The following is a 22,991-nucleotide window of genomic DNA, read 5'->3' as shown; positions in this document are numbered from 1 at the left end:
AAGCCCTCGCTCAACTCCTCACCGCCGCCTGATGCATCCACCATTTGACTTTGAGTCACGAATCGCGCCCGTTCGTCACGAATCGCGAACGCTGCTAGGCGGTGGGGGCGGTCGCGTACTCGCCGAGGCGCGCGGTGCGCAGCACCCGCTCCAGGAGCAGGTCGAAGTTGTGCGCCATCTCCTGCGCGCTCTCGCCCGGCCAGACGTGCAGCGGCTTCGCCGCGCCCTGCGCCTGCTGCAGCGAAGTGCGCTCCGGCAGCTGCGGCGAGAGCACGAGCGGGCCGAACATGTCGCGGAGCTCCTTGATGCGGAACTGGTGCTCCAGCGACTGGACGCGCGCACGGTTCACGATGATGCCGAGCGGCTGGAGGCGCGGCGAGAGACCGCGGCGGATCTCCTCGATCGCGCGCAGCGCGCGGTCGGCCGCGGCGACGGAGAAGAGGCCGGGCTCGGTGACGACGGCGACGCGGTCGCTCGCCGCCCACGCGGTCCGCGTGAGGGCGTTGAGCGAGGGGGCGCAGTCGATCAGCACCAGCTCGTAGTCGTGCTCGACGTTGGCGAGCGCCTCCTCCAGCTTCCAGATGTCGCGGATGCTGGGGTGCGGCCCGTCAAAGTTGATCGCGGACGGGCTGCCGATCATCACGTCGATCGTGCCGGAGCGGCCCTTGGTCCAGCCGGACGGCGCGATCGCCGCGCGGACGATCTTCTCCTTGGGGGAGGCCAGCACGTCGGCGACGTTGAGATGACCGGCGACCTGGATGTCCATTCCGGTCGAGACATCCGATTGCGGGTCGAGGTCGACGACCAGTGTGCGCAGCCCTTTGGCGAACGCCGCGGACGCGAGACCGAGCGTCACCGTGGTCTTTCCGACACCGCCCTTGAGGGAGCTAACGCTGAGTACGTGCACGAGAGCCACGTTACCTTCACTAGTCTTAGAGAACCTAACCGTTTGCTGTGTGGTGTAGACCCCTGCTCGAAAGGTCCCCATGTTCCGAAAGATCCTCGTTGCCAACCGCGGTGAAATCGCCATCCGGGCATTCCGGGCCGCGTACGAGCTCGGCGCCGAAACGGTCGCCGTGTTCCCGTACGAAGACCGGAACTCCATGCACCGGCTGAAGGCCGACGAGGCGTACCAGATCGGCGAGCCCGGTCACCCGGTGCGCGCCTACCTCGACGTGCAGGAGATCATCCGCGTCGCCCAGGAGTCCGGCGCCGACGCCATCTACCCCGGCTACGGCTTCCTCTCCGAGAACCCGGAGCTGGCGGAGGCCGCCCGCGCGGCCGGCATCGCCTTCATCGGCCCACGCGCCGAGGTGCTCGAGATGGCCGGCAACAAGGTGACGGCGAAGGAGCACGCGATCGCCGCGGGCGTCCCGGTGCTCAAGTCCACGCCGCCGTCGCGCGACATCGAGGAGCTCCTCGCCGGCGCCGACGAGATCGGCTTCCCGATCTTCGCCAAGGCGGTCGCAGGAGGCGGCGGCCGCGGCATGCGGCGCGTCAACAGCAAGGCCGACCTGCGCTCGGCGCTCGAGGAGGCCATGCGGGAGGCCGACAGCGCGTTCGGCGACCCCACGATGTTCCTCGAGCAGGCCGTGCTGCGCCCGCGTCACATCGAGGTGCAGATCCTCGCCGACGCGACTGGGGACACCATCCACCTGTTCGAGCGCGACTGCTCGGTGCAGCGCCGCCATCAGAAGGTGGTCGAGATCGCGCCCGCGCCGAACCTGTCCGACGACATCCGCCAGGCCCTGTACCGCGACGCGATCGCCTTCGCGAAGTCGATCGGCTACGAGAACGCCGGGACGGTGGAGTTCCTGCTCGACACCGCGGGCGAGCGTGCGGGCCAGCACGTGTTCATCGAGATGAACCCGCGCATCCAGGTGGAGCACACGGTCACCGAGGAGATCACCGACGTCGACCTCGTCCAGTCGCAGATCCGCATCGCGGCGGGGGAGACCCTCGCCGACCTGGGGCTGCGCCAGGACTCGGTGCAGATGCGCGGCGCCGCCCTGCAGTGCCGCATCACGACCGAGGACCCGACGGCGAACTTCCGCCCGGACACCGGCAAGATCACCACCTATCGCTCCCCGGGCGGCGCCGGCATCCGCCTCGACGGCGGCACGATCAACCCGGGTGCACAGATCAGCCCGCACTTCGACTCCATGCTGGCGAAGCTCATCACCCGCGGCCGCGACTTCCCGGCCGCCGTGCTGCGCGCCCGCCGCGCCCTCGCGGAGTTCCGCGTGCGCGGCGTCTCCACGAACATCCCGTTCCTGCAGGCCGTGATGGAGGACCCGGACTTCATCGCCGGAAACGTGTCCACCTCGTTCATCGAGGAGCGCCCGGAGCTGTTCAAGGGCCGCGAGTCGAAGGACCGCGGCACGAAGGTGCTCAACTGGCTGGCCGACGTCACGGTCAACCAGCCGAACGGGCCCCGTCCGGAGACGGCCGACCCGGCGGAGAAGCTGCCCCCGATCGACCTGAGCGCCCCGGCCCCGGCCGGCTCGCGCCAGCGGCTGCTCGAGCTCGGTCCTGCGGGCTTCGCCCAGGCGCTGCGCGCGCAGACGGCCCTCGCGGTCACGGAGACGACCTTCCGCGACGCCCACCAGTCGCTGCTCGCGACCCGCGTGCGCACGCGCGACCTGCTCGCCGTCGCCCCGTACGTCGCGCGCATGACACCGGAGCTGCTCTCGGTGGAGGCCTGGGGCGGCGCGACCTACGACGTCGCGCTGCGCTTCCTCGGCGAGGACCCGTGGGAGCGGCTGGCGGCCCTCCGCGAGGCCCTGCCGAACATCAACATCCAGATGCTGCTGCGCGGTCGCAACACGGTCGGCTACACGCCGTACCCGACCCAGGTGACCGACGCGTTCGTGCGCGAGGCCGCCGCCACCGGTGTGGACATCTTCCGCATCTTCGACGCGCTCAACGACGTGTCGCAGATGCGCCCGGCCATCGAGTCCGTGCTCGCGACCGGCTCCTCGATCGCCGAGGTCGCCGTCTGCTACACCGGCGACCTCCTCGACCCGGCCGAGAACCTCTACACGCTCGACTACTACCTGCGCCTCGCCGAGCAGATCGTCGAGTCCGGCGCGCACATCCTCGCCATCAAGGACATGGCGGGCCTGCTGCGGCCGAGCGCCGCCGAGAAGCTGGTCGCGGCCTTCCGCGAGCGGTTCGACCTTCCGGTGCACGTGCACACGCACGACACCCCCGGCGGCCAGCTCGCGACGCTGCTCGCGGCCTCGCGCGCCGGCGCGGACGCGGTGGATGTGGCGAGCGCGCCCATGGCGGGCACCACCAGCCAGCCGAGCGCCTCCGCCCTCGTCGCCGCCCTCGCCCACACCGAGCGCGACACCGGCATCCGGCTCTCCGCGGTCGAAGACCTGGAGCCGTACTGGGAGGCCGTCCGCCAGGTCTACCGCCCGTTCGAGTCGGGCCTGCCCGGGCCGACGGGACGCGTCTACAAGCACGAGATCCCCGGCGGCCAGCTCTCCAACCTGCGCCAGCAGGCCAAGGCGCTCGGCCTCGCGGACGACTTCGAGCTGGTGGAGGACATGTACGCCGCCGCCAACAACATCCTCGGCCGCATCCCGAAGGTCACGCCGTCCTCCAAGGTCGTCGGCGACCTCGCGCTGCACCTCGCGGCGGTGAAGGCCGACCCGGCCGACTTCGCCGAGAACCCGCAGAACTACGACATCCCGGACTCGGTGGTCGGCTTCATGGCGGGCGAGCTGGGCGAGCTGCCCGGCGGCTGGCCGGAGCCGTTCCGGACGAAGGTGCTGGCCGGCAAGAACATCAAGGTCGGCGTCGAGGAGCTCTCGTCCGACGACGCGTCCGCGCTCGAGGGCGACAGCGACGAGCGCCGCGCCACCCTCAACCGCCTGCTGTTCCCCGCGCCGACGCGCATCCAGGAGCAGATGAGGGAGCTGTTCGGCGACCTCTCCGTCGTCGACTCGCTCGACTACCTGTACGGTCTCAAGCCCGGTCAGGAGCACGTGGTGGAGTTCAGCCGCGGCGTCCGCCTCTACGTGGGCCTCGAGGCCATCGGCGAGGCCGACGACAAGGGCATGCGCACGGTCATGACCACCCTCAACGGCCAGCTGCGCCCGGTCTTCGTGCGCGACCGCAGCATCGTCGTCGAGGCGAAGGCCGCCGAGAAGGCCGACAGCGCGAAGCCCGGCCAGGTGGCGGCGCCGTTCTCCGGTGTCGTGACGCTGCAGGTCGCCGTCGGCGACGCGGTGGCGGCAGGTCAGGCGGTGGCGTCCATCGAGGCCATGAAGATGGAGGCCGCGATCACGGCCCCCATCGCCGGAACGATCGAGCGGCTGGCCATCCCGAAGACCCAACAGGTCGACGCGGGCGACCTGCTGGTGGTCATCCAGCCGGCCTGACGACCGGCGGGAGCGCCATCCGGGAGGGTGGCGTCTACAATGACGAGTCGCGGGAGACACCCGCGGCAGAAGGAGAGCGCACGAGGTGGCAGACAAGCCCGACGCCGAGACGCAGGGGGAGCGCGAGCCGCGCGACCTGGTGCCGGCCGACGACGAGCTGACGCCCGCGCGCCCGTTCGAGCCGGCACCGTCGCTGGACGTGGAGCCGCCCCTGAGCATCGCGGTCGACCTCCCGCCCGCGCCTCCGCGCGAGGTGCCGGAGGACGAGGCGGCGGTCGCGATCGACGACGTCCCGGTCGACCCCGGCTTCGTGGCCTCGCCGACCGAGCCGACCACCATGTCGGTCGCCATCGTCGCGTCGCGGCTCGCCGCGCTGCCGGCCGACGGCGCCGCATCCGGGGCCGCGACCACGCCCGACGCGGTCCCGGCTGCGGCTCCGCTGCCGCTGTCGGAGCCGTTCGCCGGCTCGCGCCGCGACCGCCTGCGCGGCGAGCACCCCGCCCAGCCGGAGCCCGCGGCGATGCTGACGGCCGACCGGCTGCTCGAGGTCAACCGGAAGACCCGGCCCGGACCCGAGGGACCGTGGCAGCGGTTCGTCTACAACGTCACCTTCCGCCTGGTGAACCTCGGGGACTCCGCCAAGGTGCGGGCGCGCAAGGAGCTCGACCACCGCATCCAGAAGCAGCTGGAGGGCGGTGCCCGCTTCGTCCCGGTGCTCACCCGGAAGGGCGGCGTCGGCAAGACGACGGTCACCACGCTGCTCGGGATGGCCCTCGCCTCCGCCCGCGAAGACCGGATCATCGCCATCGACGCCAACCCGGACCGCGGCACGCTGTCGGAGAGGGTGACGCGGCAGACCCGGTCCACCGTGCGCGACGTCGTGCACAAGGCGGCCAGCATCGGCGGCTTCACCGACTTCTCCACCCTGGTGTCGCGGGATGAGACCCGGCTCGACATCCTCGCGTCCGACACCGACCCGCTGCTGTCGGAGGCGTTCGACGAGAACGACTACAACGTCGTCGCCGACCTGTCGGCCCGGTTCTACTCGATCGTGCTCACCGACTGCGGCACCGGCATCGTCCACTCGGTCATGCGCGCGACGCTGCAGCGCGCCGACTCGCTCGTCATCGTCTCGGGCGGCAGCGTGGACGAGGCGCGCCTCGCCTCCGAGACACTGACCTGGCTGGAGGCCAACGGCTACGGCGAGCTGGTCCGCAACGCCGTGGTCGCGCTCAACACCGCCACGCACGCCACCAACCTCGTCAAGCTCGACGAGATCGAGGCCCACTTCCGGTCGCGCGTGCGCGAGATCGTCCGCATCCCGTACGACCCGCAGCTGGCCGCAGGCTCCGTGGTGTCGTGGAAGGACCTCAAGCCGCTGACCCGCCTCTCCGCCCGCACCCTGGCCGCGCTCGTCGTCGAGGGCCTGCCGGCCGAGCGCGACTGAGCCCGCCCGACCGTCCCTCCGCCACCCAAGGAGCACCCATGACCGAGCGTCAGATCCGCCTGTTCGGCGACCCCGTCCTGAAGACCCCGTCCGAGCCCATCGGCGAGATCGACGACGGCGTGCGCGGGCTGGTGGAGGATCTCGTCGACAGTGTGCTCCCTCCCGGACGGGCCGGCGTGGCCGCGCCGCAGATCGGCGTGAACGAGCGGGCTTTCAGCTACAACGTGGACGGGCAGGTCGGCTACGTGATCAATCCCGTGCTCGTGGAGGTGTCCGGGGAGCCGGAGCTGATGGACGAGGGCTGCCTGTCCGTGCCCGGGCTGTGGTTCAAGACGCTGCGCTACCCGTTCGCGCGGGTGACGGGCGTCGACCTCGACGGCAACGCGATCGAGGTCTCCGGCACCGGCGTGCTCGCGCAGGCGCTGCAGCACGAGACCGACCATCTCGACGGCAAACTGTACCTCGACCGACTGGACAAGGATTCCCGTCGCGAGGCGATGAAGCAGGTGCGCGAGTCGGACTGGTTCTGACCGGCGCGGCCTAGGATGGCCGTATGCGCATTGCGGTCACCGGAGGATCGGGCAAACTCGGACGCACGGTCGTGCGCGAGCTGCGGAAGGCGGGGGACGTCGTCGTCTCCCTCGATGCGACGGGGGAGCGCGGGCCCGGCTTCGTCCGGGTCGACCTGACCGACTACGGCCAGACGGTGGACGCCATCCTCGGCGTCAACGACCAGCACGACGGCTTCGATGCGATCGTTCACCTGGCGGCCATCCCGGCGCCCGGCATCCTGAGCGACGTCGCGACCTTCCACAACAACATCCGGGTCACCTACAACGTGTTCCAGGCGGCGCGGCGGGCGGGCATCCGCAACGTCGTATATGCGTCGAGCGAGACCGTGCTCGGCCTGCCGTTCGACGTGCCGCCGCCGTACATCCCGGTCGATGAGGACTACCCGGCGCGGCCGGAGAGCACGTACTCGCTGGTGAAGCACCTCGAGGAGCAGATGGCGATCGAGCTGGTGCGCTGGGACCCGGCGCTCAAGATCGTCGCGCTGCGCTTCAGCAACGTGATGGACCCGGAGGACTACGCGGATTTCCCGGCGTACGACGACGATCCCTACGCCCGCAAGTGGAACCTGTGGGGCTACATCGACGCCCGCGATGGCGCCCAGGCGATCCGGCGCGCGCTGGAGTGGGACACCACGGGCTTCGACCGCTTCATCATCGCCGCCGCCGACACCGTGATGAGCCGCCCGAACGACGAGCTCGTCGCCGAGGTCTTCCCCGGCGTGCCCCTGAAGCGCGAACTGGGCGTGAACGACACCCTCCTCTCGATCGACAAGGCCCGCCGCGTCCTGGGCTACGCCCCCACCCACTCCTGGCGCGACGAGGTCTGACCCGCGCGTCCCGCCATTCGTCACGAATCGCGTCGATTCGTCACGAGTCGCGTCGATTCGTCACGAGTCGCAGCCGCGAGTTGTGGGGGAGTCGGTTGTGGATGAGCGACTTCTCCACAGATTGTGGTCACCGTCACCGCGGCCCGGTATGCGCCGAGACCATGGAGCATGCGAGACGATCGAACTCTGAGGGCTGCGGCGACCACCCGACGGGCACGCCACCCCGATCCGCTGCGCCCTTTCCACGGAGTCCGCGTCGGGATCGCGCCGGGCAGCGTCCGTTCGCTGTGTCGCGCCTACCTTCCCCTCATGCCGCAGCAGGCCCTGTTCAGCCATCTGACGGCGGCCGAGCTGCTCGGCGTTCCGCTCCCCGCCGACCTCGCGAGCGGAGCATTGCATGTCGCGGTGCCCTTCCCGCGGACGCCTCCGCGCGGCCGGGGAGTGATCGGGCACAGCCTCGGAGGGCTCGCCGGCAGCTCGGTCGACGGGCTGCCTGTCTGCACGCCGGAGGAGGTCTGGTGCCAGCTGTCCACGGTGCTCGGCGGCTCGGATCTGGTCGCAGCCGGTGACCATCTGGTGGGAGCGCGTTCGCGTGGGGCACAGACGGATGTCGGACTCCTCGCCGATGCGGTCGATCGGCACCGCGGTTCACCCGGCGCGCGCACACGAGCATGGGCGCTCCCACGCATCCGCGTCGGCGCCGACTCTCGGCCGGAGACCCTGCTTCGCCTGCTGCTGGAAGAGCTCGGATTTCTGGACCTCGACGTCAACAGTCCGGTCGTCGTCGACGGCGGCCGCCTGACTCTTCATCCCGACCTCAGCATCCGGGAGCCGCGCCTGGCCTTCGAGTACGAGGGTGACGGCCATCGGGAGCGACGGCAGTGGGCTGCCGACATCCGCCGTCGCGAGCACTTCGAGGCCGAAGGCTGGCGGGTCGTCCGAGTCACCGGCGACGACCTCTTCCGCGATCGCGACTCCCTGATCGCGCGCCTCGCAGCCTTCGGCGGCACCGCTCGTCACGAATCGCGTCCGTCCGTCACGAACGGGAGCGATTCGTGACGAATCGTGAGGGGAGGGGGTCAGTGGGCGAGCGAGAAGCCCTCGGTGCGGGGGTTGTCGCTGTAGATGCCGTCGATGACGTCGGCGAAGTCGGCCAGGATGACGTTGCGCTTGATGCTGAGCTTCGGCGTCAGGTGACCGCTCGCCTCCGTCAGCTCCGTGGCGAGCACGACGAACTTGCGGATGCTCTCGGCGCGCGAGACGCCCGCGTTCGCGTGGTCGACGGCGCGCTGGATCTCGGCGTGGACGGCCGGGTTGACCGACGCCTCGGCGAGGGTCATGTCCTTGTCCTCGCCGTTGTTGGCGAGCCAGGTCGGCAGCATCTCCGTGTCGAGGGTGATCAGAGCCGAGATGAACGGTTTCTGGTCGCCGACGACGACGACCTGGCCGACCAGCGGGTTCGCGCGGATCGGGTCCTCGAGAGCCGCCGGGGAGACGTTCTTGCCGCCCGCGGTGACGATGATCTCCTTCTTGCGGCCGGTGATCGTCAGGTAGCCGTCCGCGTCGAACGAGCCGAGGTCGCCGGTACGGAACCAGCCGTCGTCGAACGCGGCGGCCGTGGCCTCCGGGTTCTTCCAGTACTCCTTGAAGACGTTGATGCCGCGCACCTGGATCTCGCCGTCCTCCGCCAGCCGCAGATCGACGCCGGGGAGGGCCGGGCCGACCGTGCCGATCTTGAACATGTCCGGCCGGTTCACGGTGGCGGGTGCAGTCGTCTCGGTCAGGCCGTAGCCTTCGAGTACCTTGATGCCGAGGCTGTGGAAGAAGTGGCCGAGGTGCGCGCCGAGCGGCGCGGACCCGGAGACGGCGTACTTCACACGGCCGCCCATCGCGGCCCGCAGCTTGGAGAACACCAGCCGGTCGTACAGGGCGAACTTCAGCTTCAGGCCGAACGGCACGGAACCCGCCTCGACGGCCTTCGAGTGCTCCACCGCGACCTCCGCCGCCGCGCGGAAGATCTTGCCGCGCCCGCCGGACTCCGCCTTCTGCTCCGCCGAGTTGTAGACCTTCTCGAACACGCGAGGCACCGCGAGCAGGAACGTCGGCTTGAAGCTCGCCAGCGCCGGGAGCAGCTGCTTGGTGTCGGCCTGGTGGCCGACCTTCACACCGCCGGTCACGCAGAGCACGGCGATGAAGCGCGCGAACACGTGCGCGGTGGTGATGAACAGCAGCGTGGAGGCGCCGCCCGGCTGCTGCACGACCTCCTTCAGCGCCTCGGCCGAGTTGCGGGAGAGCTCGACGAAGTTGGAGTGCGTCAGCACGCATCCCTTCGGCCGCCCGGTGGAGCCAGAGGTGTAGATCAACGTCCCGATGTCGGAACCGACCGCGAGGCGGCGGCGCCGCTCGATCTCCTCGTCGGGCACGTCCTTGCCGGCGGCGGCGAGCTTGTCCAGGTCGCCCAGGTGCAGCTGCCAGACCGTGTCGATGAGCGGCAGCTCGGGGTGGACCTCGTCGAAACGCGAGAACATCTCGGCCGTCTCCAGGAAGACGGCGATGGCCCCGGAGTCGGACATGTTCCACTGCACCTGCGCGGGGGAGGAGGTCTCGTAGATCGGGACGAGCACGGCGCCCGCGAACCACGTGGCGAAGTCGATGAGGGTCCACTCGTAGCGCGTCTTCGACATCAGCCCGATCTTGTCGCCGGGCTGGATGCCCGCTGCGACGAGCCCCTTCGCCAGCGCGATCACCTGGCGGTGGAACTCCGCCGCGGTGACGTCCTTCCAACCGTCGCCGTCCGGCAGGCTGAACAGCGGCTGGTCCGGGGTCTCGGCGACCCGCTGCACCAGCAGGTCGGTGGCGTTGGCCTCGGGGTCGAGCGGGACGACGACGGGGGTTTCGAACAGATTCACGGTAGCTCCCTCGATACCGGCGGACGGGCGGACGACCGAATGGCTTCGGCCCTATCGGTTGATTACACTCTAGATGGTCCGGCTGGGGGTCCTCTCGACCTACGGCCGCCCGCAGCCCCACGCCCCCACCCCCGCAGGAAGGCCATACGTGCACGCCATCGGCATCGACATCGGAGGGACCAAGATCGCGGGGGCCGTCGTCGACGAGCTCGGCACGATCGTGCGGGAAGACAGGGTTCCGACCGACGCGAGCCGTCCGGAGGAGATCGAGAACGCGGTCGTCGCGATGATCCGGCGGCTCTCCGAGGGGCCGGAGGAGATCGCGGGAGCCGGAGTCGCGGCGGCAGGCTTCATCGACGCCGCGCAGTCCACCGTGTACTACGCGCCCAACATCAACTGGCGCCACGAGCCGTTCCGGGACAAGCTCGAGGCCCGCCTCGACCTCCCGGTCATCATCGAGAACGACGCCAACGCGGCCGGCTGGGCCGAGTTCCGCTACGGCGCGGGCCGGCTGGTCTCCGACATGGTCGTCCTGACCATCGGGACGGGCGTGGGCGGCGCGATCGTGAGCAACGACCGGCTGTTCCGCGGCGGCTTCGGCGCGGGGGCCGAGATCGGCCACATGCGGGTCGTCCCGGGCGGACTCCCGTGCGGCTGCGGCGCACACGGCTGCATCGAGCAGTACGGGTCGGGCCGCGCGCTGCAGCGGATGGCGAACGAGCTGGCCGACGCCGGCGGCATCGGTCAGGGCCTCGCCGACGTGCGGGCCCGCACCGGCGCGCTCACCGGCGCCGACATCAGCGCGCTGATCGGTGTGGGCGACCCGGGCGCGCTGGCCGCGCTCCGGCAGCTGGGCGACTGGCTCGGCCAGGCCTGCGCGAGTCTCGGCGCCATCCTCGACCCGCAGCTGTTCGTCTTCGGCGGCGGCGTCGCGCAGGCGGGGGAGCTGCTCCTGGAGCCGATCCGCCTCGCCTACCTGGAGAACCTGCCGGCGCGCGGCTTCCACCCCGAGCCCGAGTTCGCCATCGCAGAACTGGTGAACGACGCCGGGGTGGTCGGGGCGGCCGACCTGGCGCGACTGCACGCCTCCTCGCTCTAGGCGCCGCGCGGGGCTAGGCTTCGGTTCGATGTTCTACTGGCTGATGAAGTACGTGATCGCGGGACCGATCCTGCGCGGCATCTTCCGGCCGTGGGTGGTGGGACTGGAGAACATCCCCGCGGAGGGTGCTGTCATCCTGGCGAGCAACCACCTGTCGTTCATCGACTCGATCTTCCTTCCGCTCGAGGTGGACCGCCACGTGTCGTTCCTCGCCAAGAGCGACTACTTCACCCGCCGCGGGCTGAAGGGCTGGGCGACGAAGGCGTTCATGAACGCGACGGGTCAGCTCCCGATCGACCGCTCCGGCGGCAAGGCGTCGGAGGCGTCGCTCAACACCGGGCTCGCGGTGCTGGCGCGCGGCGAGATCCTCGGCATCTACCCGGAGGGCACCCGGAGCCCCGACGGCAAGCTGTACCGCGGCCGCACCGGCGTCGCCCGCATGATCCTGGAGGCCGGCGTCCCGGTCGTCCCCGTGGCCATGGTGGACACCGCCGAGATCATGCCCATCGGCAAGCGCCTGCCCAGAATCGGCCGCATCGGCATCATCGTCGGCGAGCCGCTCGACTTCTCCCGCTTCGAGGGGATGGAGGGCGACCGCTTCATCCTGCGCTCCGTCACCGACGAGATCATGTACGAGCTGCAGCGCCTCGGCGCGCAGGAGTACATGGATGTCTACGCCAGCACCGTCAAGGAGAAGCGGGCGTCGCTGTCACAGTAGGACGGGCGCCCCGGCATTCGCGATAGGCTCGGATATCCCATCCAACACCGAGTGAGCGGAAGACCAGTGCTACAGACCACAGAGCCCGTCGTGCGACCAGACGAGTCCGTGATCGAGGGCCTGGAGTATTGGCGCACGCTCCCGATCAAGCAGCAGCCGGCGTGGCCCGACCCGGAGGCCGCGGCCGCCGCCTCCGCCGAGATCGCGACCCTGCCGCCGCTCGTCTTCGCCGGCGAGGTCGACCAGCTCCGCACCCGTCTCGCGCGGGCCGCCGCGGGTGAGGCGTTCCTGCTGCAGGGCGGTGACTGCGCCGAGACGTTCGCGGGCGCGACCGCCGACCAGATCCGCAACCGGGTCAAGACCGTGCTGCAGATGGCCGTCGTGCTGACCTACGGCGCGTCCGTCCCTGTCATCAAGATGGGCCGCATGGCCGGGCAGTTCGCCAAGCCGCGCTCCAGCGACACCGAGACGCGCAACGGCGTGACGCTTCCCGCATACCGCGGCGACATCGTCAACGGCTACGACTTCACCCCGGAGTCGCGCCAGGCCGACCCGCGCCGGCTGGTGCAGGGCTACCACACCGCCGCCTCCACGCTGAACCTCATCCGCGCCTTCACCCAGGGCGGTTTCGCCGACCTGCGCCAGGTGCACAGCTGGAACAGGGGCTTCGCGGCCAACCCGGCCAACCAGCGCTACGAGGGCCTCGCGCGCGAGATCGATCGCGCCATCAAGTTCATGGAGGCGGCGGGCGCCGACTTCGACGAGCTCAAGCGGGTGGAGTTCTACTCCAGCCACGAGGCCTTGCTGATGGACTACGAGCGCCCGATGACGCGCATCGACTCGCGCACCGGCACGCCGTACAACACGTCGGCGCACTTCGTCTGGATCGGGGAGCGCACGCGCGACCTCGACGGCGCGCACGTCGACTTCCTGTCCCGGGTGCGCAACCCGATCGGCGTGAAGCTCGGCCCGACCACGTCGCGCGACGACATGCTGCGGCTGATCGACAAGCTCGACCCGGAGCGCGAGCCCGGCCGGCTGACGTTCATCACGCGCATGGGCGCCGGCACGATCCGGGATGCGCTCCCGCCGCTGCTCGAGGCCATCAAGCGGACTGACGCGCTGCCGCTGTGGGTGACCGACCCGATGCACGGCAACGGCCTGACGACCCCGAACGGCTACAAGACGCGCCGCTTCGACGACGTCGTGGACGAGGTGAAGGGCTTCTTCGAGGCGCACCGGGCCGCGGGCACCAACCCCGGCGGCATCCACGTCGAGCTCACCGGCGACGACGTCACCGAGTGCCTGGGCGGGTCGGAGCACATCGACGAGGCAACCCTCGCAACGCGCTACGAGTCGCTGTGCGACCCGCGCCTGAATCACATGCAGTCGCTGGAGCTGGCGTTCCTGGTGGCCGAGGAGCTGTCGGCGACGAACTGAGCCGGCCGGCCCTCAGGACACGCCGTCGTCCCGCCGGGACGGCGGCGTGTCTCGTGAGGTGGTCTGCGTGCGCCCCAACCAGCCGCGCCCGCAACCAGGCGCGCCCGCGCCTCAGAAGCCGGCGAAGTTGACGGTGATCGTGGAGCCCTTGGGCTGCTGGGTCCCCGCGCCGGGGGAGATCTTGGACACGACGAACGCGGACGGCGCGACGTCGGCGATGGCGGAGTACTTGAGCTGGAAGCCGGCGTCCGTCAGCGCCTTCTTGGCGTCGGCCCAGTTCTTGTTCACGACGTCGGGGACCGTCACCGGCTCCGGGCCCTTCGAGGTCTCCAGCAGCAGGGTGTCGTTCGGGCGCACCGGCTCGTGCTGCGCCTGGGCCGAGATGACCTTGCCCTCCGGCACCGTGTCGCTGTAGCTCTGGGGGCCTGCGGAGGTCAGCAGACCGACCTTGGCCAGGGCGGCCGTGGCGTCCTCCACCGACTTGCCAGCCACGTCCGGGATCGGCCCGGCGGAGACCACGAGGTTGACCGCGGCGGCCTCGAAGTAGGAGCCGCCGCCGGAGATGTCGGCGCCGGTGTCGGCGCGCGTCGCCGAGAGGACGGTGTTCGCCGGAACCTTGCCGTCGAACTGCTGCGCGGTGTCGCCCACTTTCGCGCCGACACCGGTGATGAGGCTCTTCGCCTCGTCGACGCTCTTTCCGGCAAGGGCAGGGATGTCGACGGGTTTGGGGCCCTGCGACACGCGGAGCGTCACCGTGCTGCCGTGCGCGGCGTGCACGCCCGCGGCGGGGTCGGTGCTCGACACCAGGCCCTTGGCGACGGTCGTGCTGTACTCCGGCGCCTGCGCGGTCGTGAAGCCGAGCTTGACGAGCCGGCTCGCGGCGGCGTCCGGTGCCGTGTTCACGACGTTCGGGACGGCGACCAGCGAACCGGGACCGGCGCCGAAGTACCAGCCGGTGCCGGCGGCGACGCCGGCGAGCAGGATGACGAGCGCGAACAGCCACCATCCCTTCGAGCGCCTCTTCTGCGCCGCCTTGGCGAGCGTCGCGGTGGCGGCCGGGGTGCTGGAAGCGACCTGCTGCCGGATGGCCGGGTTGATGATCTGGGTCTCGCCCGCCTCCACCTCGAAGGCCGGGGGAAGAACGACGGTCGGCTGCAGCACGGCCTCGCCGCGCAGCGACTTCTCCGCCTCCAGCAGCCGGTCGAGCATCTCCCGCGCGTCGTGCGGGCGGCGGTCCGGATCCTTCTCGGTCGCCCACAGCACGAGCTCGTCGAGCTCGGCGGGCACGGCCGGGTTCTTCGCGCTGGGCGCGGGCACCGCGTCGTTGGCGTGCTGGTAGGCGATCTGCATCGGCTGCTCGCCCTGGAAGGGCTGCTGGCCGGTCAGCATCTCGTACATCATGATGCCGAGCGCGTAGATGTCGCTCCGGGCGTCGGCGACGCCGCGGGTGACGAGCTCGGGGGAGAGGTAGGCGATGGTGCCGAGCAGCGCCTGCCCGGTCGCGGTGTTGGCGCTGGCGGCGCGGGCCAGGCCGAAGTCGCCGATCTTGATGCGGCCGTCGTCGGCCAGCAGCACGTTTTCCGGTTTGAGGTCGCGGTGCACGATGCCCGCCTTGTGCGCTGCGGCGAGACCGGAGAGCACCGCCTCCATGATGTCGATGGTCTGCTCGGGCGTGAGCTTGCCGTAGTCCTTGAGCAGGTCGCGCAGGGTGATGCCGGGCAGGTACTCCATGACCAGGTACGCCATGTCGGAGTCCTGGCCCTGGTCGAACACGTTGACCACGTTCGGGTGCGCCAGCCGGGCGGCCGAGCGGGCCTCCTGGACGAAACGGCTCTTGAAGGTGGAGTCGTCGGCGAGGTGGCCGTGCATGATCTTGATGGCCACGCGCCGCTCCAGGCGGAGATCGGTCGCCAGGTACACGGTGGCCATGCCGCCACGGGCGATCCGCGAGCGCACCTGATAGCGGCCGTCGATGAGACGGCCGATCATGGGGTCGGTCTGGCTCGTGGTCACGGATCGAGTCTAGGGAACGACGTATGCCGCAAGCCTGCAAAACACCGGTGGACGTCGTGGCTGTGACCCGGCTGTGACATTCCGGCTCAGCCGAGCTGCGTGAGCCAGGCGCGGGCGGAGGCCTCCCACTTGGCGTACGCGTCGGGGAACGCGGAGAGCTGCACGGCCTGGGCCGCCTGGGTCACGGTCATCGAGCGCCACCCGGGAACATCGAGCAGGCCGCGCGTGCGGCCGGGGTTGGGGTTTCCGGCGCCGCCGTAGAAGGCGAGGGTCGCGCGCGCGGGGTCGAGCACCTGGTCCGGCGTCCCCCACCCGGTGCTCGGACGCTGCTGGAACAGGCCGAGCGAGTCCCGGTCGCCGTAGCGGACGTTGCGCAGGCCGGACTCCTGCGCGGCGGCGGCGAGGGCGATGACGATGCCCTGGTCGGGGACGCCCTGCTGGCGGCCGATGCGGACGATGAGCTGGGCGTTCGCGCGCATCTCGTCGGAGAGAGCGACGACCTGGCCCGCGGCGACCGCGGGGAGCGGGGCGGGTGAGGCGACGACGGGTGCGGCCGGCGCCGGGACCGCGGCCGGCCGGTCGAGGGACGCGGTCGTCATGCCCGGGATGCGGAGGTGCTGGCCGGGGAAGATGAGGGCGGACGCGGTCAGCCCGTTGGCCGCGAGCACCGCCTTCGTGCTGACGCCGAACCGCCCGGCGATGCCGCTGACGGTGTCGCCGCGCACGACGGTGTACGTGGTCGTCGCCGGAGCGGAGGGTGCCGGCGCGGGGGCGGCGGGAGCGGCGGGAGCGGGCGCGGCGGCCGGGCCGGCGAGGGCGAGCACCTGGCCGGGGAAGATCAGGCTCTTCCAGCTGAGGCCGTTCATGGCGAGGACGGCGGCGGTCGACAGGCCGAACCGGCCGGCGATGCCCGACACCGTGTCGCCGGACTGGACGCGATAGGTGGCAGGAACGGCCGCGACAGCGGTGCGCGCCGGGGACGCGCTCGCGGGGCGTCCGATCGTGCTGGTGACCGTCGCGCCCTCCAGCGGTGCGATCCGGCCGGTGTCGCCGGGGTGGTCGGCCCGGGTGTCCTCCGGTGGGGCGGCCTGGGCCGGCGTCACGAGGTTGAGCGTCATCGCCAGGGAGCTCGCGACCGCGATCGGGACGGTGCCCAGCGCGGCGCGGATCCTGCCGGTGTCTGCCAGAGCCATGGGAACCCCCTGTTTGAGTGACACGACGACACCCCACGCTGGCACAGAACAGTTAAGGAGTCAACGGAAGTGACGAATGTGACAACAGTTTACGCGATCGTAACAATCGGTGCGGCTTCTCGAACCGGCGCCACTCATGGCACGCTGGAGGGGTGACCGAGCCCGTCCAGACCAGTGAATGGTTGACCGTCCCCGACCTCGTCGAGCAGTTGGGCCTGAGCGTGAGCCGGGTGCGCCGCCTCATCGAGGACCGCCATCTCGCCGCCAAGCGCATCGACGGGGTCCTCAAGGTCCCCGCCGCCTTCCTCCGCGACGGGCAGCCGCTCGGCGAGCTCCGCGGAACCCTGATCGTCCTCGGCGACGACGGCTTCACCGACGACGAGGCGGTGGACTGGCTGCTCGCCGAGGAGGAGAGCCTCGGCACCTCCCCGATCGAGGCGCTGCGGGCCGGTCGCAAGGCCGAGGTCCGCAGGGTGGCTCAGGCCCTGGCCTGACCGCCCGCTCCGTTTCGCGACTGCGGTCGCACGGAACGACCGCGGCCGCGCGCGCAGGCGCAGACGTTCCGGGAGGGCGCGGTCAGGCGCTGCGGCGGGTGACCGTCACCGCGAGGTCGCGCAGCTGCGCCTTCGCGGCGGCGCCGAGCGGGGCCGCCTCGAGCGCGGCGATAGCCCGCGCGACGTTGTCGGCGATCATCCGCTCCACGACCTCCACCGCCCCGGACTCCCGGATGGTGAGCTGCATCGTGCGGATCTGCTCCGGCGTCAGCTCGGGGTCGCCGAGCAGTTCGTCGAGCGCCGCGCGGGCGCCCGACGGGATGGCCTGGCGGGTGAGGGCGATGAGCACCGTGCGCTTGCCCTCGCGCAAGTCGTCGCCGCTCGGCTTGCCGGTGACCTCGGCGTCGCCGAAGACGCCGAGCAGGTCGTCGCGCAGCTGGTACGCGATCCCGAGGGGGAGGCCGAAGGAGCGCAGCGCGTCTAGCTGGCCGAGGGTGGCGCCGGCGAGGCTCCCGCCGATCAGCAGCGGCGACTCGATGGAGTACTTGGCCGACTTGTAGACGATCACGCGTTCCGCGCGCGCCAGCTGGTCGCCGTCCGGCCTCCCGGCCCAGCCGATCTCCTCGAAGATGTCGAGGTACTGACCGGCGGTCACGTCGATCCGCATCCGGTTGAACTCGGCGCGGGCCGCCCGGCGGGCCGGGGCGCTGACCAGCTGGGTCAGGCCCTCGTCGAACAGCTCGTCACTGAGGATGAGGAGAAGATCGCCGAGCAGCGTCGCCGCGCCCGTGCCGAACGCGGCGCCGGAGCCGCCCCAGCCCTCCTCGTCGTGGAGCCGCTCGAACCGCTTGTGCGCGGCCGGTGCGCCGCGGCGCGTGTCGGAGTTGTCGATGAGGTCGTCGTGCACCAGCGCGGCCGCGTGGAACAGCTCGAGCGAGCTCGCCACCGAGACCACCGCATCGAGTGCCCCTCCGGCCGTCACCGCCCCGGCGTCCTGGACGTCGTCGCCGCCGTCGCTGCTCGTGCGCACCGCCTGCCAGCCCCAGAAGCAGAACAGCGCCCGGAACCGCTTGCCGCCGCTGAGAAAATCCCTTGAGAAGGCCGCGACCGGAGAGAGCTCGTCGGCGATGGAGACGAGAATGGAGGCACGTGCATCGAGGAATCCATCGATTCTGGACTGGATGAGGTCGACGAACCGGATGCTTTCTGACACACGCCTAGCCTAGCCAGACCGGCGAGGTTAGAATCAGGCTCACCTAGCCTCGAACCCACGGAAAGAGGGGGATACGGATGCCGCTTTCGGAACACGAGCAGCGCCTCCTCGAAGAGATGGAACGCAGTCTCTACCAGAACGACGCAGACTTCGTCGCCAAGGTGGGAGGGAAGAGAGCGCGGCCGGCCTACCGGTCGATCGTCCTCGGCATCCTGCTCGCCGTCGTCGGCGTGATCGTCCTCGTCGTCGGGGTCTGGTTCCAGCAGCCCCTCGTGGGCATCCTCGGCTTCATCTTCATGTTCGCCGGCGTGCTCGTCGCCATCGCGCCGGGCAAGCGTGTGGCCGCGGAGCCGGGCGCCCCGGAGCCCAAGCGCGCCAAGGCGCGCGGTGGCCAGAACGGCTTCATGGACCGCATGAACGACCGCTGGGACAAGCGCAACGACGGCGGAGAGGGCTGACCCCTCCACCGTCCTCCCCAACACTTCCCGGAAGGGCCGATCGTCTCCGATCGGCCCTTTTTTCATGCCCGCGGACGCTCCCGGACCCTCCACTTCCCTCCACCCCAAAGATCCGCGTGATTCCGCGGGTCGACGCCCCCATTTCGGGGCAATCCGGTCAAGGTGCTTCAATTTGTGGATGGAAGTGGAGTAAAGTGGAGGCACACCGCAACCTGGGCCGGGAGAGTGGGGGTGGCAGCCGATGTTCCTCGGTACGCATGCCCCCAAACTCGACGAGAAAGGGCGCATCATCCTGCCGGCCAAATTCCGGGATGAGCTCGAGTCCGGTCTCGTCCTGACCCGTGGTCAGGAGCACTGCGTCTACGTCTTCTCGAAGGCGGAGTTCGAGTCGCTCCACGAGAAGATCCGCCAGGCGCCGGTGACCAGCAAGCAGGCCCGCGACTACCTGCGCGTCTTCCTCTCGGGGGCGAGTGCAGAGGTGCCGGACAAGCAGAACCGGGTGACCATCCCGGCCTCGCTCCGGACGTACGCGGGACTCGATCGCGACCTGGTCGTGATCGGCGCGGGCAGCCGCGCGGAGATCTGGGACGCCCAGGCCTGGGAGACCTACCTGGCGGAGCAGGAAGCAGCGTTCGCGAACACGGAGGAGGAGGTGATCCCGGGACTCTTCTGACGCGCGTCCCTGGCGCCGGACTCCCAGCCATACGCCCTGACACCACTTCCCCGGTGTCAGGTCGGGATGGATGGGGATCCGGGATCAGGGCCAAGCGGACCGTCCCGTAGGCCATGAGCGACAACGACCGCATCCACACCCCCGTCCTGCTCGAGCGCTGCATCGAGCTCCTCGGCCCGGCGCTCGCGAAGCCCGGTGCCGTGTTCGTCGACGCGACCCTCGGGATGGGCGGCCACTCGGCCGGCATCCTGGAACGGTTCCCGGAGGCGGTCCTCGTCGGCCTTGACCGCGACTCGGAGGCGCTGGACATCGCCGGGCAGCGCCTGGAGCGCTTCGGCGACCGCGTGCATCTCGTCCACACCGTCTACGACGGCATCCGGGAGGCGGTGGAGGGCGAGGGCTTCGACCACATCGACGGCGTCCTGTTCGACCTGGGCGTCTCCTCGCTGCAGCTCGACCGGGTGGAGCGCGGCTTCTCGTACTCCAAGGACGCGCCGCTCGACATGCGGATGGACTCCACGAGCGAGCTGACCGCCGAGATGGTGCTCGCCGAGTACTCCGAGGCCGACCTGCGGCGCATCTTCCGCGAGTACGGCGAGGAGAAGCTCGCCGGCCGCTACGCCGCCCGCATCGTGGAGGCACGCGAGACGGTGCCGCTGGTGCGTTCGGGTCAGCTGGTCGACCTGATCACCAAGGCCACCCCGGTCGCGGTGCAGCGGCAGGGGCACCCGGCCAAGCGGGTCTTCCAGGCGCTGCGCATCGAGGTCAACCAGGAGCTCGCGGTGCTGGAGCGCGCCATCCCGGCCGCCATCGACCTGCTCGCCGTCGGCGGGCGCATCGTCGTGGAGGCCTACCAGTCGCTCGAGGACCGCATCGTGAAGCGCGAGCTGCAGGCGCGGTCGACCTCCAGCGCTCCGGCGGGACTGCCGGTCGAGCTGCCTGAGCACCGGCCGGAGCTCAAGCTCCTGATCCGCGGCGCCGAGCTCGCGGACGACGACGAGAAGGCCGCCAACCCTCGCGCCACCCCGGTGCGGCTGCGGGCGGCCGAGCGGGTGCGGCCCGCATCGAACAACGACGAGAAGAGGAGGCGCTGATGAGCAGCACCCTGGCTGAAGCCGTCACGGTCACCGCACGCCGGCGCCCGGCCGCCCTGTGGACCGGCGCCGCCACCGCGGCGGCGCTGCCGGCCGAGGAGCCGCGCGAGCAGCATGAGCTCCGTGGGACCCGGGAGTCCCGGCGCAGCCACCTCGAGGTCGTGCCGTCGCGCTCGCAGCGCCGGGCGCGTCCCCGTGCCCTCTACGCCGGAATCGCGGTCGGCACGCTGCTCGCGATCGTGGTCGCCCAGCTGCTGCTGAGCATCGGGATCTCGCAGGGCGCGTACCAGCTGAACTCGCTGCAGGCGAAGCAGACGCAGCTGCAGCGGTCGTACCAGGCCGTGTCCGAGGACCTCGGCCGGGTGTCCTCGCCGCAGAACCTCGCGGCGAATGCGAACGCCCTCGGCATGGTGAGCAACAGCAGCCCCGCCTACCTGCGGCTCTCCGACGGCGCGGTGCTCGGCGCCCCGCTGGCTGCGAGCGGCGCGGCCGGGACGGTGACCGGCGGCCAGGGCAACCTGGTGCCGAACTCCCTGCTCGCCGGTGTCCCGCTGGTGACGCAGCCCGGGCAGACCGCCGCGCCGCAAACTGGGAATTCCGCCTCCACGGGAGCGGCGAACGCGCCGCAGCAGAAGCCGACCGTACCGTTGCAGGGAGCGTTGCCGACCCCGGTGACGCACTGACGACGGGACGGACGCGGGCATGGTCGGCAAGAAGATGCTGCGGCGGCGGACCGCGGCCACGGTCCTGGCCGTCGCCGCGACCGTCGGCATCCTCGGTGCCAAGCTGGTCGACATCCAAGTGGTGCGGGCCGACGAGCTGCAGAAGGAGTCGGTGAACGCCAAGGAGGTGTCGACTCCGCTGCTCGGCAACCGCGGCGACATCGTGGACGCCGACGGTAAAGTCCTGGCGACCACCATCTACACCTACACCGCGGCCGCGTCACCGAAGGACGCCATCGCGGGTGGCCGGGACAAGATGGTCGAGGCGGCGGCGAAGATCGGCGCCATCACCGGCCAGGGCGGCGACGCCGTCGCGGCGCTCATCGACGGCGCCCTCAAGGAGAACCCCAAGTCCCAGTACGTCCTGATCAAGTCCGGGATGGACGTCGGCACCTTCGACAAGCTCGACAAGCTCCCGTACCCCTGGCTGACCTTCACGAAGAAGCAGGCCCGCAGCTACCCGAACGGTGCCGTCGCAGGCAATCTGCTCGGCTTCCTCTCCCAGGGCGGGGACGAGGGCCTGGAGGCCAGTGAGAACGGCTGCCTCGCCGGCCAGAACGGCGAGGAGACCTACCAGCGCGGGGCTGACGGGGTCGCGATCCCCGGCAGCACCGTCGTGCAGAAGCAGGCGAAGGACGGCGGGACGCTCAAGCTGACGATCGACAGCGACCTGCAGTGGTTCGCCGAGCAGACGCTGGCACAGCAGGTGAGCGCGACCGGTTCCAAGTTCGGCTTCGTCACGGTCGCGGAGGCGAAGACCGGCAAGGTCAAGGCGATCGCGCAGTGGCCGTCCCTCGACCCCAACAACATCGACGCCACCGACCCGTCGTTCTGGCGGCTGCAGTCGCTGACCGACCCGCGTGAGCCGGGCTCGACGTTCAAGGCGCTGACCGCCGCGATGCTGCTGGACCAGGGCAAGGCATCGCCGACGACCCCGGTGCTCGCGCCGTACCAGTGGAAGTCGGGCAACGGCGCGGACCTGCACGACGCCGGGTACCACCCGCCGCTGCGGCTGACGCTCACGGGCGTCCTGATGATGTCGTCCAACACGGGCATGTCGCAGCTGGGTCGCGCGCTCAGCGATCAGACCCGCTACGACTACATGAAGAAGTTCGGGATCGGCACACCGACCGGCCTGCCGTACCCGGGCGACTCGGCCGGCGAACTTCATCCGGTGAAGGACTGGGACGACCAGACCAAGTACGCCACGATGTTCGGCCAGGGCGTCTCGGCGACCCAGCTGCAGATGGTCGGCGCCTACCAGGCGCTGGCGAACGGAGGGAACCGCATCCCGCTGTCGCTCGTCGAGGGCTGCCAGCACCCCGACGGCTCGGTCACCGATGTCCCGAGCGCGAAGCAGACCCCCGTCGTCTCCGCTCAGGCCGCCTCGACCACGCTCGGGATGATGGAGTCGGTGGTCACCTCGGGCGAGCTCAAGAAGCAGCTGCAGATCCCCGGCTACCGCATCGCCGCGAAGACCGGAACGGCCCAGCAGCCCGACGGCAAGGGCGGCTACCTGCCCTCCTACTACGTGTCGGTCATGGGCGTCGCACCGGTGGACGATCCGCAGTACGTCGTTTCGGTCAACCTCGGGTTCCCGACTACCATTACTTCGTCGGCAGCCGCCGCTCCGCTGTTCCACACGATCATGAGTCAGGTGCTGAAGACCTACCGGGTGAAGCCCTCGACGTCGAGCCCGGCCGACTACCCGCCGTACTACTGAAAGTG

19 protein-coding genes are annotated in these 22,991 nt (G+C 70.5%); 14 read left to right on the top strand and 5 right to left on the bottom strand.

Translation table 11 applies throughout. The annotated features are described in order from the left end of the window. Nucleotides 1–94: 94 nt before the first annotated feature. Complete coding sequence (locus tag HNO83_RS18375) at nucleotides 95–907, bottom strand: ParA family protein (protein WP_349627292.1); 813 nt, start codon at nucleotides 905–907, stop codon at nucleotides 95–97. 79 nt (nucleotides 908–986) lie between these two features. Between HNO83_RS18375 and HNO83_RS18370 the strand changes: the two genes are divergently transcribed. The 5 genes from HNO83_RS18370 to HNO83_RS18350 all read left to right on the top strand — a co-directional run bounded on the left by HNO83_RS18370 (nucleotide 987) and on the right by HNO83_RS18350 (nucleotide 8,296). Further along, nucleotides 987–4,391 (top strand): pyruvate carboxylase, encoded by a 3,405-nt coding sequence (locus HNO83_RS18370; protein WP_175338980.1) that lies wholly within the window; start codon nucleotides 987–989, stop codon nucleotides 4,389–4,391. Between the two features lie 85 nt (nucleotides 4,392–4,476). After that, nucleotides 4,477–5,838, top strand: coding sequence for a MinD/ParA family ATP-binding protein (locus HNO83_RS18365; RefSeq protein WP_175338979.1), 1,362 nt, complete (start codon nucleotides 4,477–4,479; stop codon nucleotides 5,836–5,838). A 38-nt stretch (nucleotides 5,839–5,876) separates the two neighbouring features. Further along, a complete protein-coding gene (def, locus tag HNO83_RS18360; protein ID WP_175338978.1) occupies nucleotides 5,877–6,368 on the top strand; it encodes a peptide deformylase in 492 nt (163 codons plus the stop codon). 23 nt (nucleotides 6,369–6,391) lie between these two features. Then, nucleotides 6,392–7,237, top strand: coding sequence for an NAD-dependent epimerase/dehydratase family protein (locus HNO83_RS18355; protein ID WP_175338977.1), 846 nt, complete (start codon nucleotides 6,392–6,394; stop codon nucleotides 7,235–7,237). Nucleotides 7,238–7,546: 309 nt separating this feature from the next. Beyond that, the gene (locus tag HNO83_RS18350) at nucleotides 7,547–8,296 is read left to right on the top strand and encodes an endonuclease domain-containing protein (RefSeq protein WP_175338976.1); all 750 of its coding nucleotides are present in this window, start codon (nucleotides 7,547–7,549) and stop codon (nucleotides 8,294–8,296) included. A 20-nt stretch (nucleotides 8,297–8,316) separates the two neighbouring features. Here HNO83_RS18350 and HNO83_RS18345 read toward each other — a convergent pair whose 3' ends face one another. Then, nucleotides 8,317–10,146, bottom strand: coding sequence for an AMP-dependent synthetase/ligase (locus HNO83_RS18345; RefSeq protein WP_175338975.1), 1,830 nt, complete (start codon nucleotides 10,144–10,146; stop codon nucleotides 8,317–8,319). 148 nt (nucleotides 10,147–10,294) lie between these two features. On the opposite strand from HNO83_RS18345, the gene HNO83_RS18340 reads away from it, so the two are divergent. The 3 genes from HNO83_RS18340 (at nucleotide 10,295) to HNO83_RS18330 (ending at nucleotide 13,403) form a co-directional block, all read left to right on the top strand. Next, nucleotides 10,295–11,245 (top strand): ROK family glucokinase, encoded by a 951-nt coding sequence (locus HNO83_RS18340; protein ID WP_175338983.1) that lies wholly within the window; start codon nucleotides 10,295–10,297, stop codon nucleotides 11,243–11,245. Between the two features lie 28 nt (nucleotides 11,246–11,273). Next, on the top strand, nucleotides 11,274–11,963 hold the full coding sequence (locus HNO83_RS18335) for a lysophospholipid acyltransferase family protein (RefSeq protein WP_175338974.1): 690 nt from the start codon (nucleotides 11,274–11,276) through the stop codon (nucleotides 11,961–11,963). Nucleotides 11,964–12,071: 108 nt separating this feature from the next. Beyond that, the gene (locus HNO83_RS18330) at nucleotides 12,072–13,403 is read left to right on the top strand and encodes a class II 3-deoxy-7-phosphoheptulonate synthase (protein ID WP_175338982.1); all 1,332 of its coding nucleotides are present in this window, start codon (nucleotides 12,072–12,074) and stop codon (nucleotides 13,401–13,403) included. Between the two features lie 111 nt (nucleotides 13,404–13,514). Here the strand turns inward: HNO83_RS18330 and pknB are convergent, their stop codons facing one another. After that, nucleotides 13,515–15,416, bottom strand: a complete 1,902-nt coding sequence (gene pknB, locus HNO83_RS18325; RefSeq protein ID WP_175338973.1) for a Stk1 family PASTA domain-containing Ser/Thr kinase — start codon at nucleotides 15,414–15,416, stop codon at nucleotides 13,515–13,517. Nucleotides 15,417–15,502: 86 nt separating this feature from the next. Further along, nucleotides 15,503–16,609, bottom strand: coding sequence for a LysM peptidoglycan-binding domain-containing protein (locus HNO83_RS18320; protein ID WP_175338972.1), 1,107 nt, complete (start codon nucleotides 16,607–16,609; stop codon nucleotides 15,503–15,505). 152 nt (nucleotides 16,610–16,761) lie between these two features. On the opposite strand from HNO83_RS18320, the gene HNO83_RS18315 reads away from it, so the two are divergent. Then, nucleotides 16,762–17,103: an Rv2175c family DNA-binding protein gene (locus HNO83_RS18315; protein ID WP_175338971.1), complete on the top strand. Its 342-nt coding sequence runs from the start codon at nucleotides 16,762–16,764 to the stop codon at nucleotides 17,101–17,103. Between the two features lie 82 nt (nucleotides 17,104–17,185). On the opposite strand, the gene HNO83_RS18310 is transcribed toward HNO83_RS18315, so the two are convergent. Next, complete coding sequence (locus tag HNO83_RS18310) at nucleotides 17,186–18,316, bottom strand: polyprenyl synthetase family protein (protein ID WP_175338970.1); 1,131 nt, start codon at nucleotides 18,314–18,316, stop codon at nucleotides 17,186–17,188. Between the two features lie 77 nt (nucleotides 18,317–18,393). Here HNO83_RS18310 and HNO83_RS18305 point away from each other — a divergent pair, with 77 nt between their 5' ends. The 5 genes from HNO83_RS18305 to HNO83_RS18285 all read left to right on the top strand — a co-directional run bounded on the left by HNO83_RS18305 (nucleotide 18,394) and on the right by HNO83_RS18285 (nucleotide 22,986). Continuing rightward, entirely contained in the window at nucleotides 18,394–18,774 is a 381-nt protein-coding gene (locus HNO83_RS18305) for an SCO2097 family morphological protein (RefSeq protein ID WP_175338969.1), read from the top strand. Between the two features lie 241 nt (nucleotides 18,775–19,015). Next, the gene (gene mraZ, locus HNO83_RS18300; protein WP_115697105.1) at nucleotides 19,016–19,447 is read left to right on the top strand and encodes a division/cell wall cluster transcriptional repressor MraZ; all 432 of its coding nucleotides are present in this window, start codon (nucleotides 19,016–19,018) and stop codon (nucleotides 19,445–19,447) included. A gap of 113 nt (nucleotides 19,448–19,560) precedes the next feature. Then, nucleotides 19,561–20,541, top strand: a complete 981-nt coding sequence (gene rsmH, locus HNO83_RS18295; protein ID WP_175338968.1) for a 16S rRNA (cytosine(1402)-N(4))-methyltransferase RsmH — start codon at nucleotides 19,561–19,563, stop codon at nucleotides 20,539–20,541. Further along, complete coding sequence (gene ftsL / locus HNO83_RS18290) at nucleotides 20,541–21,224, top strand: cell division protein FtsL (RefSeq protein WP_175338967.1); 684 nt, start codon at nucleotides 20,541–20,543, stop codon at nucleotides 21,222–21,224. Before rsmH ends, ftsL begins: the two co-directional genes overlap by 1 nt. Before the next feature lie 19 nt (nucleotides 21,225–21,243). Beyond that, entirely contained in the window at nucleotides 21,244–22,986 is a 1,743-nt protein-coding gene (locus tag HNO83_RS18285; RefSeq protein ID WP_175338966.1) for a peptidoglycan D,D-transpeptidase FtsI family protein, read from the top strand. The last annotated feature ends 5 nt before the right edge of the window (nucleotides 22,987–22,991 follow it).

The organism is Leifsonia sp. C5G2 (assembly GCF_013359685.1).
Taxonomy (GTDB): domain Bacteria; phylum Actinomycetota; class Actinomycetes; order Actinomycetales; family Microbacteriaceae; genus Leifsonia.
This window is presented reverse-complemented; position numbering and strand designations above follow the sequence as displayed.

What these genes read in the sequence shown, in the direction of transcription:
- HNO83_RS18370 (WP_175338980.1), top strand. Translation starts at nt 987, where the DNA reads ATGTTCCGAAAGATCCTCGTTGCCAACCGCGGTGAAATCGCCATCCGG.
- def (WP_175338978.1), top strand. Translation starts at nt 5,877, where the DNA reads ATGACCGAGCGTCAGATCCGCCTGTTCGGCGACCCCGTCCTGAAGACC.
- HNO83_RS18355 (WP_175338977.1), top strand. Translation starts at nt 6,392, where the DNA reads ATGCGCATTGCGGTCACCGGAGGATCGGGCAAACTCGGACGCACGGTC.
- HNO83_RS18350 (WP_175338976.1), top strand. Translation starts at nt 7,547, where the DNA reads ATGCCGCAGCAGGCCCTGTTCAGCCATCTGACGGCGGCCGAGCTGCTC.
- HNO83_RS18335 (WP_175338974.1), top strand. Translation starts at nt 11,274, where the DNA reads ATGTTCTACTGGCTGATGAAGTACGTGATCGCGGGACCGATCCTGCGC.
- HNO83_RS18320 (WP_175338972.1), bottom strand. Translation starts at nt 16,609, where the DNA reads ATGGCTCTGGCAGACACCGGCAGGATCCGCGCCGCGCTGGGCACCGTC.
- HNO83_RS18305 (WP_175338969.1), top strand. Translation starts at nt 18,394, where the DNA reads ATGCCGCTTTCGGAACACGAGCAGCGCCTCCTCGAAGAGATGGAACGC.
- mraZ (WP_115697105.1), top strand. Translation starts at nt 19,016, where the DNA reads ATGTTCCTCGGTACGCATGCCCCCAAACTCGACGAGAAAGGGCGCATC.
- rsmH (WP_175338968.1), top strand. Translation starts at nt 19,561, where the DNA reads ATGAGCGACAACGACCGCATCCACACCCCCGTCCTGCTCGAGCGCTGC.
- ftsL (WP_175338967.1), top strand. Translation starts at nt 20,541, where the DNA reads ATGAGCAGCACCCTGGCTGAAGCCGTCACGGTCACCGCACGCCGGCGC.
- HNO83_RS18285 (WP_175338966.1), top strand. Translation starts at nt 21,244, where the DNA reads ATGGTCGGCAAGAAGATGCTGCGGCGGCGGACCGCGGCCACGGTCCTG.